Origin of the sequence: Actinomadura sp. NAK00032 (assembly GCF_013364275.1) — a bacterium.
Lineage (GTDB): Bacteria > Actinomycetota > Actinomycetes > Streptosporangiales > Streptosporangiaceae > Spirillospora.
In genome coordinates, this window is record NZ_CP054932.1 from 9,254,780 (window position 1) to 9,269,543 (window position 14,764).

Below are 14,764 nucleotides of genomic sequence, written 5' to 3' on the forward strand. Positions count from 1 at the left end.
GTGTCGGAGGAGATCCGCAGACGGCATGCGTGGCTGGACCTCCTGACAGTGTCTGGACCGTTCCTTGCCCTACCCGTCGTGCATCGAGTGTTCCCCAGTGGGTTGCCACCGGTCCCCAATCAGCATCGCGCCGACCTCAGGCTCCTCGTCGAGGACATGCTCAACACCCACGGGGTCTCCCGCCACAAGGTCATCGAGACGATGCTGCGAGATATTCTGGACTGGCAGCACCACCTGCTGATCGACGCGGACGTCCCCGTCCACCTTGCTGAGGCACTCCCCGGCCATGGCACCCCGCTGCGCCCCGACTTCGCCTTCCGAGCTGACCTCAGTATCGAGGACGACACCTCCGACGACGAAGACGAATCAGATGAGGACTCCTCCGACGCGTCGGAGGAGTCTGACGGATTGCAGGACGCAGAGGAATCGGAATGGCGGCTCCTCGGAATGGTCCTTCCGTGGGGGACCCATCCACTTGAGCGCGTGACGGGCAGCGGGGCCGGCACCGCCGTCGACCGGCTCGCGGCGCTCCTACGCGCCCGTGACGTCCCGATTGGGTTGCTCACCGACGGCCGCTGGTGGGGCCTGGTGTGGGCGCCGACCGGCGGCACCACCGGCGCCGCGGTTTGGGACGCTGACCTGTTCAGCACCGAACCGAGCACACTGGACGCGTTCGTCGCCTTCCTGCGTCGCTTCCAATTCCTGGCCGTTGAGCCAGGCGACGCTCTCCCGCACCTCCTCCGGGAAAGCCTTAACCGGCAAGAAGAGGTCACCGAGACTCTTGGCGCTCAGGTTCGCGACGCCGTCGAGATGCTCACCGCAAGACTCGACCAACTCGACCGCGACAGCGGCGGCAACCTCCTGCGCGAGGTCGACGACGAAGCCCTCTACTCCGGCGTCGTCACCTTCATGATGCGCGTGGTGTTCCTACTGTTCGCTGAGGAACGCCAGCTCCTGCCCAGCGACGAGGATGCCTACGTCACCGCTTACAGTGTCGGGTACCTCGTCGACCAGCTCGAGAAGCGCGCTGCTGTCTCTGGCGAGCAAGCCCTCGCCAACCGGACCGCGGCCTGGCATCGACTCCTGGCTGTCAGCCGTGCGCTGTTCGGAGGCATTGCACACGAGGACCTTCGGCTCCCCGCCTACGGCGGTGAGATGTTCGACCCCGATGCCTACCCGTGGCTTGAAGGCCGCCGCCCCGGTGACGCTCTCTCGATGGCGGAGCCGCCCGCCATCGATGACCAGACCGTCCTGAAGGTCCTCCGAGCCGTTCAGTACATTGAAATTGACGGTGAACGCCGACGCCTGACCTTTCGGGCCCTCGACGTCGAACAGATCGGATATGTCTACGAGGGACTCCTCGAACTCCAAGCGCAGACCGCTCAGGAGACAATCCTCTCTCTGCCTAGACCCAGCACTTGGCCGAGGCAAGGGAAGAGCGCGCGTGAGAAGTTTAAATCCGATGTCTGCGAGGCCAGCCTCAGCGAAGTAACCAGGCAACGCGAGACTCTGACTGAGACAGGCTTCTCCGTGTGGCTCGCCGAACGATCCGGTTGGGACGCGAAAGCATTGGGCAAGGCGCTCGCCGCCGGACCGACCCCAGACCAGAGGGAGGCGCTGAAGCGCCTCGTCGGAGAAGGTTCCGATTACCAGGCACTTGAACCGCTATTGCCGATCATCCGCACCAATCAGCTCGGTCTGCCCGCTGTCACCTTTGCGGGCGGCCGATACGTCGCGCGCAGTTCTCGCCGGGCCAGTTCGGGTACCCACTACACTCCGCGACGGTTGGCGGAGGAGGTCGTCAGGCACGCTTTGGATCCGCTCGTTCACCGGCCAGGTCCGCTTGAAACGGCTGATACGACAGCATGGCGGCTTCGCCCATCGCCTGAGATCCGTAACCTGCGGGTTGCCGACATCGCGATGGGGTCGGGCGCGTTCCTCGTCGCAGCATGCCGATACCTCGCGGAGAAACTTGTCCTGGCCTGGGAATATGAGGGCCGCGAGGACGCGATCCGCGCCGCCCAGCAACGGGCGGGTCAACGTGTCGCTGCCGACAGTGAGGTCGATGCGGTGCTCCTCGGCGCACGCCGCTTGGTGACCGAGAACTGCCTGTACGGGGTCGACATCAACCCGCTTGCTGTCTCCATGGCCAAACTGTCGCTGTGGCTGATCACCATGGACAGAGAACGACCGTTCGGATTCCTCGACGACCGGATCGCGTGCGGAGACTCCCTTCTCGGACTCACCTCCCTAGCACAACTTGAGGCGCTCCACATCGACCCGGCCAAAGGTCGCAAGCTTAACGATGGCACGGTCGACCTCGCCGAAGAATGGCGGACCCAACTCAGAGAAACCGCCGATCTCAGGCGCTCGATCACTGCAACGCCAGCGGTCACCATCCGCGACATTGAACACAAAACCAGGCTGCTCGAGCGAGCCCAGGGGGCGCAGCAGGACCTTGCAACAATCGCCGACGCCATCACTGGTGTCGGTCTTACCTCTGCGAGTGCGAAGGGCAAGCACCAGGATCCGCCGTTTATCAATCTCGCCCTCGCTGTGGCCAGCGATGGTGAGGCCATGGCCAAACTCCGAGCGGAGGCAGATGCTGATCTTCAACGGGGGCAGCCCGCCGGAGCAGCATCACGCGTACCCCTGCACTGGCCGCTGGAGTTCCCCGAGATCTTCGTGGACGCCCCCCAACCAGGATTCGACGCCATCGTCGGGAACCCCCCGTTCCTGGGAGGACAGAAGATCAGTCGCCCAATGGGAGACGACTACCTTAAGTGGCTGCAACGCTGGGACGGCAACGCGGTGGCCGGCAGCGCCGACCTGGCAGCCAGGTTCTTGCTGCGTGCAGAAAAACTGCTCAACAATCGCGGGCAACTCGGATTCGTCACCACGAAAACTTTGGTCGAAGGGGCCACCGCGAAGGTGGGCATCGAACAGGTCAGCAAGCAACTGCGCCTCTGGCGAGCGCGCACCACACATCCGTGGCCGACTAAGAGCGCAAGCCTACAGATTGTCGAAGTGTGGATGAGCCGAACCAGCCCCTCGGCGGAAGGTACGCTCTGGCGTGATGGTGAGGAAGTTCCTTCTCTCGGCCCAGACCTTGAGGTAGTTGGTACAGTCGCCGGGCGTCCGCACCCACTGTACGAAAACACGGGCCTAGCCTTCCAGGGATCGAACATTCTGGGCCTCGGGTTCACGTTGACCGACGAAGAACGAAACGATCTTGTCGCCCTCAATCCACGCAATGCGGAAATCATACAGCCATATATAATTGGCAAGGATCTCACTCAACGGCCACGCTGTGATGCCAGCAGGCAAGTTATTAATTTTCGGAACTGGCCCCTCGAACGGGCAGAGCAATACCCGGACCTAATTGAGATAGTACGCCGCAAGGTAAAGCCGGAGCGGGACAAGAAGAAGGACAGGCAGCGCCGCGAAATCTGGTGGAGATTCACACGGTTGGCACCGGAACTCTATGAGGCTATCAGTAATCTGGAAAATGTCCTTGCGCTCTCGCGAGTAGGGAACACTTTGATTCCCGCGAGAGTCCCTACAGGTCCCGTCTTTTCCGAAGCATGTGTTGTTTTCGCACTTGAAGACTTTGCGAGTCTGGCGTTTCTTTCGTCAAGTTTGCATAGTTCTTGGGTCATCCGATGGACATCGTTCATGCGGACAGATATCCGGTATGCGCCATCCAACGTCTTTGAAACGTTGCCCCGACCGGCCATGACTCAGAGGCTTGAAGAGCTTGGGGAGCAGTTGGACGAAAAACGGCGCGCCCTCATGCTGAGCCGCAGCTGGGGCCTGACTACTACGTACAACAACGTGAACAATTCGACGGTCAGAGACCCGGAGGTGCGGGCACTACGGGATCTGCACGCGGAGATCGACCTGGCGGTCCTCGATGCGTACAGTTGGTCTGATCTGCAACCCGACGTCGGGTTCCACCGGACCAAGATCGGGATGCGATGGACTGTAGATCGCGATACCCGGTTCGAGATGCTGGACCGGCTCCGAGTCCTGAATGAGGAGCGGTTCCAGGCGACACAGGGCTGAGCCGTTGATGTTCACTCGGGTTGTCCGTAGTCCAGCGTAAGGTCGTCCCTATGGGGTCAGAAGGCGAAGCCAAGGTCTCTTCGGTCGATGTACGGGGCAAGCTCGAACGGCTGCTGGAGCGGGATCTGCTTGGTCCGTGGGGTGAACACGACGAGGAGTTGGAAGCTGGTACCACTCCTGCGGAGCGCTACCTCCTTGGGCGCTTGGTGCCTCGCGATACTCCAATCGTCCCTCCCGCCTCAGCTGGGCAGCTTGCCGATGACGAGGACCCATTGAGGTTCTCCGACGATCCGGACTTGGCTGAACAGGCCGGCCTCGGGGAGGACGGGGACGGCGACACCGACAGCACCGCCGCAGTGCGCTCCGGCTCAATGGCGGCCTCGGCTCTAGGGCTGTCCTTCACCGTTCCCGATGACATCGACGCGGTGTTGGTCGAAGCAAAGTGGGGCTGGTACCGGAGGGTAAAGTCCGAGACTCAGGTGACGGAGCAGGGCAACCCTCGGACAGTCTGGAAGCGCCACCCCGCTGGCGGAACCGTAGAGATCCCGTTGGGGAAGGAAGCCAAGGACTATCTGGTTCCAGACGGTCGGCAGGACGGCGTCGTTGTTCGATATACGGTGCGGCATCGGGACCGGACCCGGATCGTCGATGTGATGCTCGTGAACGAGCAAGCGCCTCCACAGCGCACGGCGGACGAGGCCCGTCTCTATCAGGCGGGCATGACCGTGACCGCGTTCGATGGCCATGCCGCGGTGTTCGTCGGTCACAACGATCCCGAACTGTCCGCGCCGCCACCGCAGTATGAAGATCCCGAACTGCTGTACCTGAAGATGCTGTACCGAGAGCACCGTCAGTACGCACATGGTCGACAGTGCGCGGTGGACGCTGAGGTTCGGGCGGGTGAGTTGCGGGCCTGGCGGCTGAGTACAACGAGCTTCCCCGAGGCCGAGGTGCCGCTCGTGGAGGCCGTAACAGCAGCCGCGATGCCGGGTGTGGAGCTGGACATGACCCAGCTCGGCAGCACGGAGTTGGCCCGTAACGATCTGATCCGGAAGCTTCGGCCGCTGGCAGCCGGGTACCGTACCTGGTTGACCACCCAGGCCACACGTCTTGCGCAGGACCCGGAGATCGCCCGGTACGCCGACGCCGCCGAAAGGGCGCTGAAAGATGCGAAGGATATGGCGGATCGGCTGGACCGGGCGATCAAGCTGCTCAACGAGAACGGGGTAGCGCGGGAGGCGTTCAGATTCGCCAACCAGGCGATGGCTCGTCAGCGGGTCCGTAGCGAACTCGTTCGCGAGCGCCGCAACCGGCCGGACGATACTGTCAGTGCGCTCCTGCATGAGCTGGAGGTGCCCGAGAACCGGACGTGGCGGCCGTTCCAACTCGCGTTCGTGCTCCTGTGCCTGCCTGGCCTTACCGATCCGAACCATCGCGACGCACACCGCGGTCTCGATGACGGCCAGGCGCAACTCCTGTTCTTCCCTACTGGTGGTGGTAAGACCGAGGCGTACCTGGGGTTGACGGCGTACACGTTCGCGATCCGCAGACTGCAGGGCGTGGTCGGGGTCGACGCAGAGGCCCGTGATGGCTCCGATGGTGTCGCGGTACTGATGCGGTACACGCTGCGGTTGTTGACGGCGCAGCAGTTCCAGCGAGCCGCCGCGCTGGTGTGCGCGTGCGAGGTCTTGCGGCAGGAGCGAATCGACAACGGTGACACCCGGTGGGGCACCGTGCCGTTCCGGCTTGGTCTCTGGGTGGGGAGCAAGGTCACTCCGAACACCTATGAGGACGCCCGGACGGTCGTCAACAACAGCAATCGCGACGACGAGAGCAAGGTCGGTGGACCCCTGCAACTGGTCGCGTGCCCATGGTGCGGCTCCGCTCTGTCCCGATCGCGTGACATGAAGGCCGTCGAGGGGGCGCGTCGGATCCTGCTGCATTGCAGTGATCCGAATGGCGAGTGCCAATTCACCCCCCGTCACTCCCCTCGAGAGGGGATCCCGGTACTGACCGTGGACGAGGAGGTCTACCGGCTGACACCGGCGCTTGTCATCAGCACCGTTGACAAGTTCGCTCAGCTTCCCTGGAAGGCCGCGACCGCCACGCTCTTCGGCACGGTCGACTCGCGCTGCCCACGGCACGGCTGGCAGAACCCCGACTTCACCGGTTTTTGCCGCAGCCATCACCCTGCCGCCGGACCGACCTTGCCCGCAGTCAGGGCCGAGCCGGCAATGCGGCTCCGTCCACCCGATCTGATCATCCAAGACGAACTGCATCTCATCAGCGACGCGCTCGGCTCCATGGTCGGTTTGTATGAGACCGTCGTCGATAAACTGGCCTCCCGCACTGTCAACGGCAAGACCATCCGCCCGGTCCTCGTCGCCTCCACCGCGACCGTCCGGCGGGCGCGCTCACAGGTGGAGCAGGTGTTCGCGCGCGACCTCGCGGTCTTCCCGACTCAGGTTCTGGACGCGAACGAGACGTTCTTCTCCACCGTCACCACGCCCAGCCCCCGCACACCCGGCCGCCGTTACCGCGGCATCATGGCACCCGGCGAGAGGCTGAAGGCCGTCGAGATCAGGGTTGGAGCGGCGCTTCTTGAGCACGCCCAGTACCTGTTCGACAGGCACGGGGAAGCGGCTGATCCCTATATGACCCTGGTCGACTACTTCACTTCAACGCGTGAGCTTGCCGGGATGCGCCGGCTAGTCGATGACGATATCTCCGACAGGCTCGCAAGCCGGCAGGTGCGTACGCGCCGGCGCCGCCCAACGGTCAGCGAGCTAACCAGCCGGATGCCCAGCGACCGGATTTCTACTACCCTCGCCGACCTGGAAAACCGCTTCGATCCCGCGCACGACTCGACCACGGCTATACAGACGTTCGCGCAGATGGCCCGCGCTGATCGGGATAAGGCCCGTGAGCTTCTGGCTGGTCGGCCCCGCCCCCTTGATGTGCTGCTGGCGACAAGCATGCTGCAGGTCGGAGTGGACGTGCCCCGTCTCGGTTTGATGCTGGTCACTGGTCAGCCGAAGAACACCGCCGAGTACATCCAGGCGACCTCTCGTGTCGGCCGTAAACCTGCGAAGCCGGGTCTAATCGTCACGATCTACCAGTGGACCCGGCCGCGTGACCTGGCCCACTACGAGACGTTCTGCTATGACCACGCTACTTTCGGCATGCGTGTCGAAGGCCTTACCACCACGCCGTTCAGCGACCGGGCGCTCGATCGCGGTCTGACCGCCGTAGTCGTCGCCGCGCTGCGCCAAGCCGGAATGGCGTCCCTCCCGAACGTTGGGGCCCACGACAACGCTGCGGTGCCGCTGAACGGCCCCGTTGCTGACGCCCTCGCCGGGTTGCTCCGATCTCGCGCTGAGAGGGTCACTCACGACAACGACACCGCCGCAGTGACCGTCGCGCAAGCCCAGCACCGTCTCGACCGATGGCAACTACGCCGTAAGAAGCTGCCGACGGGCAGTCTCGGCTACCGGGAGGCCGCAGATGTGACCGGGCTACTCCGCAAACCCGACGAAGGAACCTGGGACCTATGGTCGGCTCCTATGAGCCTGCGGGAAGTAGAACCCGAGATCCTCCTTCAACTCGACTGGACCGACCGGAGCCTCATGGACGCTCCCGGCTGGGACTACGACCGCCGTCCAGGGAGCTCGTCATGACCAGCCTGCCCACGTCCGCCGGCCGGACCCGAAAGAACGGCACCGCGCCTACCCGGATCGGCCAGGTACGGCCGAGCCATCTCATGGTGACCACCGGCGTCGGCGCAATCGCGGACCTGCCATCGATGAGCGTCGTTGTACGCGGGCTGGACGCGTGGAGCCCCGAACACCAGGCCACCATCGAAGAGCCCCGGCTACTGGCCGACGTGCAGCGACGCCTGGGCCCGCAGATTCGGTCGCTACGGGCCGCACCATGGGATCCCAAAGAGTCCGACGATCCGTGGACCCGGACTGGTGTGCCGGTCACGCCGTTCCCCGGTTGGGTTCGCTGCCCTCGCTGCCACCGTCTCGGCTCTCTCTACCCAGCTGGCCAGTTCGAACTGATCCACACCACCGGTCACCGCCCGGACCTCGCGAAGATCATCCACAAGACGTGCCTGCAGCAGGTCAAGACCCGTGACAAGAACAAGCGTGCCTGCGTGCCCGCACGTTTCGTCGTCGCTTGCGAGAACGGCCATCTCGACGATTTCCCCTACGTCGACTTTGTCCACGCGGGCAGGGCCACCCCGTGCATGGGCCCGAAGCTGACCATGAGGGACGCGGCGAGTACCCTCGGCCCGCGGGTTTTCGTCGAGTGCGTCGAGTGCGGTGCGAACCGCAACATTCAGGAGACCGCAGGCTCTGATGGGTGGGAGCATCTCCCCAGTTGCCGAGGTCGTCACCCGCACCTACAGCGATTCTCCCGTTGCGGCCGGAACCTCAAACTGATGGTCCTCGGTGCCAGCAACCTGTGGTTCAACGTCAGTGCCAGCGCACTGCACCTACCACAGGGCCAGACCATCACCGAGCTCGTCGCCGCGAACTGGGACATCCTCGGTGTCCAGCCTGACGCCACCGTCGTCCAGCTCCTCATCGACCGAATGGACGGCCTTAAGGCCCTACGAGAGAAGGACTTGGCTGACGTCTGGGCCGCCATCGAGCAACTTCGTGCCGCAGGTGGCCCGCAGCAGGGCGGGGATGCCGACAGTCTTCAAGATGCCGAATGGGACCTGCTGTGCCATCCCACCACCGACAAACAGGATGACGACTTCAAGGCAGTCCCGACTAGCACGCCAGCAGGGTACGAACCGATGCTGATTCAGGTGGTACAGGTGCCCCGGCTGCGGGAGGTCAGCGCTCTACTCGGTTTCACTCGCATCTCCGCCCCCGACCCCGAATCTCCCAACGCGGTCCCGATCGTCCCGCTCGCCCGGAACACCACGTGGGTCCCCGCGTCAGAAAAACGTGGTGAGGGCATTTTCCTCGAACTCAACGAACAGGCCATACGAGCCTGGGCAGGGCGCGTCTCCGGACACGAGCGCATCGCCGCACTGGGTGGTGCCTACGCGCAGTGGCGACACAAGAGGGGCCTCGCACCGGACAGGTACTTCCCGATCGCCCGCTATACCCTTCTGCACACGCTCAGCCACCTTCTGATGCGACAGATGGCGCTCGAATGCGGATACTCCTCAGCAAGCCTGCAAGAACGTATCTATTACGGCACCCCCAGTAGCCCGATGGCGGGGATCTTGCTATCCACTGCGGCCAGTGACAGCGAAGGCACACTAGGCGGCCTCGTCTCCCTCGGAAACGCCGCCCACCTCAAGCCGCTACTCGACCAGGCATTCGAACAAGCCCGCCACTGCTCCTCCGACCCGCTCTGCGCCGAGCACGTCCCCACGGACGCCTCGGACACACTGCACGCTGCCGCTTGCCACGCTTGTCTCTTCGCCTCCGAGACCAGCTGCGAAATCAACAACCGGTGGCTTGATCGAGCCGTTCTCGTGGACCTCACGGCCGATGGTTACGCTTTCCCATGACTCGCGCGGATTCCGTGGACGTCGCCCGCAGGCTAGTGTCCAAACTCCCCGCGGCCGATATCGAAACTCTCGTCCGGGCGGCGTTTAGCGGCTCCGAGGACGTCCGTTCCCTACGTGCCAGTAGCGGCTCCATCGCGATGCAACGTGCCTGCACCGAAGTTTTGACCTGCATCGGCAGCGGTTCAGGTGAGTTCTTCGCAGGGGCACTCGCCGGAGCAGCGGCGGCACGTCAGAGCGCCGACCGTGGCCCAAATCTCGACGTTGTATGGACGGGTCCGCATTCCGCCGTCACCACTAGCAGGCTTACCTCAGCGGTCGTGGTATCTCTCCTCGCTGAGGCGCACGAGGAGATCATCCTCGTCAGTTACGCGACGCACTCAGACAAAACACTTACGGATGCGCTGACGGCAGCGGCTAGACGAGGCGTTGAGATACTTCTCCTCTTGGAAAGCAACGCAGAAAACCCCAACTACACTAACTATTCGGCGCCATTTCCCAACCTCGACGCTCAGCGTCTGACATGGCCTGCGACACAGAGGGAGTCCGGCGCAGCCCTCCACGCGAAGATTCTGCTGATCGACTCTGACATCGCCCTGGTCGGCAGCGCCAATTTTACTCAGCGCGCCATGGAAATCAATCTAGAATGCGGCATGCTCATCCGTGGCGGCAACCATCCGGCTTCAATTCGAGCCCACATTCTCTCTTTGAGAAGGCAGGGTATTCTGCAGAATAATTATTGAGGACTCAACAGCCGTCACCAGGCAAGATGAGGTCAAGAACACCGCGGAGCCAGGAATGGATATGACCTTCGACGTGGCAGACCGGTTAACGTGGCCTTCGACCGCGCCGGAGCTGTAGGGCAGGGGCAGACTGTTGCGCACAACTTCCACGTCACGGCGTAGGTTGCAGGCTAAACTAAAGGCAGCGAGCGCGGCCAGTGAGTCGTTCTCGACCGTGCTGATCCAATCCAGGAGGCGGTCGCCTCCGAGCTCGGTCATCATGGCCGCGAAGCCGCGGACGTGGTCGGTGATCTCGCCCTCCAGGGCGGACTCAAGCACCCCGCTTGGTCAGCTTATGCAGCAGCTCGCCCTCTCCGGTCAGCTACAGCCCCTGCGCCCGAGCACCTCCACCTGCATCGAGATCAACTGCTCGTCCGAGGCCACGCTCGAAGGCCCCTGGACCGACTATTCAGACTCATCCTCAATGACGGCGTCGGTCACCTGGTGTCTCCTTGATCACCGATCCGCCGTCTATTAGACACTCCTTGGGGCGTCGTCGTTGCTCGACATGAGGCGCAGGAGGTCGGCGGTGACGACTCGGTAGGTGGTGCCTATGCGGATGACCTTGCAGGGGAAGCGGTTCTCGCGGGCGAGCTGGTAAGCGCGTGTTCGGCCGAGGCCGAGGGCTCGGGCGGCGGCCTCGATGGTCGTTGTGGTGGGGAGGGCTGCGAGCTCCTCGTGGGTCATCGGCTCCATGCTCAGGCCTCCGGAGTGTTCGCGCGGCGGGTGCGGAGGAAACGGTTTTGTGCGCCGGCAGGAGGCGGTGCGAGGAGCGTCGGATCGGTGATCGGTCTGGGGAAGTCGTTGGCCGCCGCCGCCACTCCAGCGTCGTCCACATGGGGTTTGGTCTCGATGGTGGGGGGCGCTTCTCGTCCGCGGGTGGCGCGGGAGTGGACGGCGTTGATGGCCGATTGGGCATCGCTGAGGGCCGCGCAAAGAGCTCGGGCGTGCTGCCTGGCTTCGGCTAGAGCTTGGACGTGACGGCTCAGGACGTCAGCGAGGTCTTCGGCCTGGTCGTGGCCGAGACGGTCGGCTTGCAGCTCCCGGAGGAAGAAGTGGTTGATCTGGTCGAGCACCTGATCGAGGCCATAGGTGGCTGCGCTGAGGTTGCCGAGGATGGTGTACGCGGTGCCGGGGAGGGTGAGACTCGGAGGGCCAGCCGTGGCGTAGTTGAGCTGGCGGACGTGTTCGTAGAGGTTGCTCGCGAGGTCCGCCGTTTGGTCGTCGTTACGAGCGGCAGCGGGAGCCCGCCTGTAGTCGGTCATGTGAATGTGTCCTTGTAGATACGAGGCCCGCTTGGGGGCTGTGGTCGGTCATGGCTTCGCCTCTCTTGCGTGTTGGTCGTGAGGTGGTGCAGCTCTACCTGTGCGGACGCTGCACCGATGCACTGCTTGCGCATCGTTGGCGTCGTTTACGCTCCGTTAGTATGCAGAGGCGCTGATCTTCGCGCTACGACCATGACGGCGTGGCGCCGGGGTTTGCGTGATCGGGTTACGGCGATGGGCCACTGCGGCGGTGAGGGCCAGGGGGCGTTGGTGTGGGAGCGCTGATCCGGTACGGGCTGTCTGCGAGCTGGTGGCTGAGGGGTATTGGAAAGCCCGTCGCAGCGAGGCGCGCCGCGTTCTGCTCCGCCGTGTAGTTCGATGGTGTCCGTGGCAGCGTTGGAGAAGGTGGCCGCGGAGTTGGTCGGCTGAGTCTGCTGAGCTGAGCGGCGGCCTTGCGGGCAGCAGCTGCCTGGGCAGCGCGTTGTTGCAACTGCCGGTGCTCCGCGATCGCCTCGATCAGGGCGGCGAGCTGCACGACCAGGTGGAATAGGACGCCGGCGAGGCTGGGACGGGTACCGCGTTGTCCTCGGATACCGGATAGGGCCAGTGCTCTGGCAGCCGTGCGGAGGTTCGTGCCGTAGGGAGTCAGGGGTGGTTGGCGTCCGTAAGGTTCGCGAGCTGCGCGGTCATAGAAGTCGGCGGCACGGGCGAGTTCCTGGTTGCCGGTGACGGCCGCGGTCACGTGTAGGACGTCGGAGGTCGCAGCGGCCACGTCGGCGCGGACGGCCGGGTCCTGGATATGGCGCATCTGCCACGTGGCAGTCGCGGTGGCTCGGGCGGCCTGCTGGTAGGCAGCGGATCGCTCCTCGTGGGTCAGCTCCACCCCGCCGAAGGGCCGGCGGTCGAAGCGGTTGCCTTCCTGCGGCACCGACCAGCGCTTGCGGAGTTTGGGGAGCGTGAGGTTGGCGGCGAGCCGTCCGCCGGAGAACCAGACTGGCTGATTCTGTCCATTGTGGTGATGCGGGAGCGCAACGGCGTAACCAGTGATCTCCCCGGGTGTACGAGCACTATGGCGTACCTTCACCAGCACTCCTGCATGCTCGAGCGCGGCGAAGAAGTCGCCCTCGGTTTCGGCTCCGGCGGCTGCGGTGGCTACGTGCCGGCGGAGGGTGGTGCGAGGCGGCTCTGGCCAGTTCTGGCGGTCGGCGAGTTCTCTCTCGGCTCGGGTCGGTCGGGGCGCTGCTGTGCGGTCGGCGGGCGCGGTTCGGGTGAGGCCGTAGCGTTCCTCGGCGATGTGGCAGGCGTCGGCGACCTTGTAGTAGTCGCGGTGGACGTTGGGGTTGCGTCCGTCCTCGCGCGCCAGGACGGCGACGAGGTGGATGTGGTCGTCGGCATGCCGCACTGCGATCCAGCGGCATGCTTCGTCATCGCCCCGCGGCGCGAACCCGGTCTGGTGCATCACCTCCTCGGCGATGTCGGCCCATTCGTCGTCCGACAGGGTTCGGTCTGTGAGGGCCGCTCTGATCGAGCACTGCCAGATCGGCAACGCCAGGGGCGTGTGCCGGAGGGTGTCGAGCGGGGAGGTCAGGACACCGACCAGGTGGCGGAAGTCCCAGTCTCCTCTGGCGTCGGTGCCGGGTTCCAGAGCCATGGGGAGTCGGAAACCCGCGACGATGTGGGGATCGATGTGCTCGTTGCGGCGGCCGGGGCCGTAGAGGTAGGACAGCAGCCTTGCGACGCCCTGGCCGCGGGTCACCTTGCCGATCAACGTAGGAGCCGACCGATCTCGACAGATGAGGCGTCCACTCTGCGGAGGACGATCTCCAGATACGACAATGCGGCAGTCAGTTCGCCAGGCGCCTGTCCTGTCGCGTTCGCGATGCGCGTCAGCTGATTGAGGTTCACTCCGATTCGGTTCAATTGTCGCGCGATGCCGCGTAGTTCTTCACACAATTCTTCCGTCGACTGCTGTCCCAATCTGTTCTGCCGGGTGGCAGCCTGTACAGTGTGGACGATGAATGTTCCGTAGGCGGTTCCTGCTCGTTGGGCGGCTGCGCGTATTTCCGAGTACTCCTGGTCGCTGACTCGAAACCTCATCTCCCGGTCCCGTCGGCGCCCTCCGCCAAGCTGAGAACGTCGCTGCAGCTTGCGTGACTGGTTGAGCTTCTCGTCGCTCGTCGCTCCACCTCCGATCGACTCGTTCAGGACCGCGCCCGGTCCGCACCACATGAGTGTGCGCGATGGATTTCTATTAATCCACAACGTGTCGCGACACAGTCCTACCTTGCAGCCTCTAACCACCGGAGCTGCCAAATGTGCCAGCGCGTGATTCTCGATATCTTATGCTGTTGCGGCGGGTCGGGGCGGACCACAGAGTTATGGCTAATTCGGCTCTCCTTGAGGCCGCCAACAGGCTAACTCTCCTCGAATACAAAGCGCCGTTCAACTTGCCGACGTTTGTTCTCTGGTGAACAGCAAGCGTGCATTGCGTCCCCCGGATGCGGTATACCTCATCGCCAGAACGGTCGACGGAGACGCCGAGCAGTACGGGTTCTGGTACCCGATGGAGGCCAGGGGAGTTGGAGGGTGCTACCTGCGTTGCCCTCAACCTCAAGCCCGAGGCGATCGAGTCACGCAAACCCTGAGGAGGCCGGGTTCCTCTTAGCCGATATGGCTGTTCCTCATGGTCACGGCCCTCTACCTCACCCACGGCGTGTCAGCCGTAGGTCTGGTCACGGCTCCGAGGGCCAAGAAGCCGCCGCCTCGTGGCGGCGCTTCAACAGGGGTGAGGCGCCGCCTTCGAATGTCCCGTCAGGATGCGATGGCAACTGACCAGGACGCGACGGAGGAGGCTGCTACGCCGACGGCGTGATGCCGAGACGATGCGTCGGGGCTGACCTGCCGTGGAAGGCGCCTTCCTCTCCGGCATGGCCCAGGTCCCGTCCGCTGCCCGAGAGGCCGGACTCTCGCGCTGGACATGGCGGTCTCCGACACTCGCGGTATTGGAGCGCTCAAGGATCGCATCGAGGCGTCGCGCGAGGTCAAAGGCGGTCTTCGCCTCGACCAGCTGATCAGGCAGCAAGACCCAAAGGGAGCCGGTGTACTCGCCCCAATAGATG

General features: G+C 64.1%; 8 protein-coding genes. 4 read left to right on the forward strand and 4 right to left on the reverse strand.

The genetic code is table 11. The features are described from left to right. Window positions 1-78: 78 nt before the first annotated feature. Genes HUT06_RS42745 through drmC form a run of 4 tightly spaced genes read left to right on the forward strand, consistent with a single transcriptional unit; the run spans window position 79 to window position 10,341 of the window. Complete coding sequence (locus HUT06_RS42745; RefSeq protein WP_176200904.1) at window positions 79-4,065, forward strand: type IIL restriction-modification enzyme MmeI; 3,987 nt, start codon at window positions 79-81, stop codon at window positions 4,063-4,065. Window positions 4,066-4,115: 50 nt separating this feature from the next. Beyond that, a complete protein-coding gene (drmA, locus tag HUT06_RS42750) occupies window positions 4,116-7,742 on the forward strand; it encodes a DISARM system helicase DrmA (protein WP_176200905.1) in 3,627 nt (1,208 codons plus the stop codon). After that, window positions 7,739-9,601: a DUF1998 domain-containing protein gene (gene drmB / locus HUT06_RS42755; protein ID WP_176200906.1), complete on the forward strand. Its 1,863-nt coding sequence runs from the start codon at window positions 7,739-7,741 to the stop codon at window positions 9,599-9,601. Before drmA ends, drmB begins: the two co-directional genes overlap by 4 nt. Before the next feature lie 14 nt (window positions 9,602-9,615). Next, window positions 9,616-10,341, forward strand: coding sequence for a DISARM system phospholipase D-like protein DrmC (gene drmC / locus HUT06_RS42760; RefSeq protein ID WP_176200907.1), 726 nt, complete (start codon window positions 9,616-9,618; stop codon window positions 10,339-10,341). A gap of 513 nt (window positions 10,342-10,854) precedes the next feature. Here the strand turns inward: drmC and HUT06_RS42765 are convergent. From HUT06_RS42765 to mobC, 4 genes are all read right to left on the reverse strand, one after another. Then, entirely contained in the window at window positions 10,855-11,067 is a 213-nt protein-coding gene (locus HUT06_RS42765) for a helix-turn-helix domain-containing protein (RefSeq protein ID WP_176200908.1), read from the reverse strand. Between the two features lie 11 nt (window positions 11,068-11,078). Continuing rightward, window positions 11,079-11,645: a hypothetical protein gene (locus tag HUT06_RS42770; RefSeq protein WP_176200909.1), complete on the reverse strand. Its 567-nt coding sequence runs from the start codon at window positions 11,643-11,645 to the stop codon at window positions 11,079-11,081. Window positions 11,646-11,871: 226 nt separating this feature from the next. Then, a complete protein-coding gene (locus HUT06_RS42775; RefSeq protein WP_176200910.1) occupies window positions 11,872-13,413 on the reverse strand; it encodes a hypothetical protein in 1,542 nt (513 codons plus the stop codon). After that, window positions 13,410-13,874, reverse strand: a complete 465-nt coding sequence (gene mobC, locus HUT06_RS45765; RefSeq protein ID WP_368407014.1) for a plasmid mobilization relaxosome protein MobC — start codon at window positions 13,872-13,874, stop codon at window positions 13,410-13,412. The genes HUT06_RS42775 and mobC overlap by 4 nt, the downstream gene beginning before the upstream one ends. Between the last annotated feature and the right edge of the window lie 890 nt (window positions 13,875-14,764).

Bases quoted from the DNA above. Each gene is read 5' to 3' on its own strand.
- mobC (WP_368407014.1), bottom strand. From the start codon at position 13,874: ATGTGGTGCGGACCGGGCGCGGTCCTGAACGAGTCGATCGGAGGTGGA.
- drmA (WP_176200905.1), top strand. From the start codon at position 4,116: ATGGGGTCAGAAGGCGAAGCCAAGGTCTCTTCGGTCGATGTACGGGGC.
- HUT06_RS42765 (WP_176200908.1), bottom strand. From the start codon at position 11,067: ATGACCCACGAGGAGCTCGCAGCCCTCCCCACCACAACGACCATCGAG.
- HUT06_RS42770 (WP_176200909.1), bottom strand. From the start codon at position 11,645: ATGACCGACTACAGGCGGGCTCCCGCTGCCGCTCGTAACGACGACCAA.
- drmB (WP_176200906.1), top strand. From the start codon at position 7,739: ATGACCAGCCTGCCCACGTCCGCCGGCCGGACCCGAAAGAACGGCACC.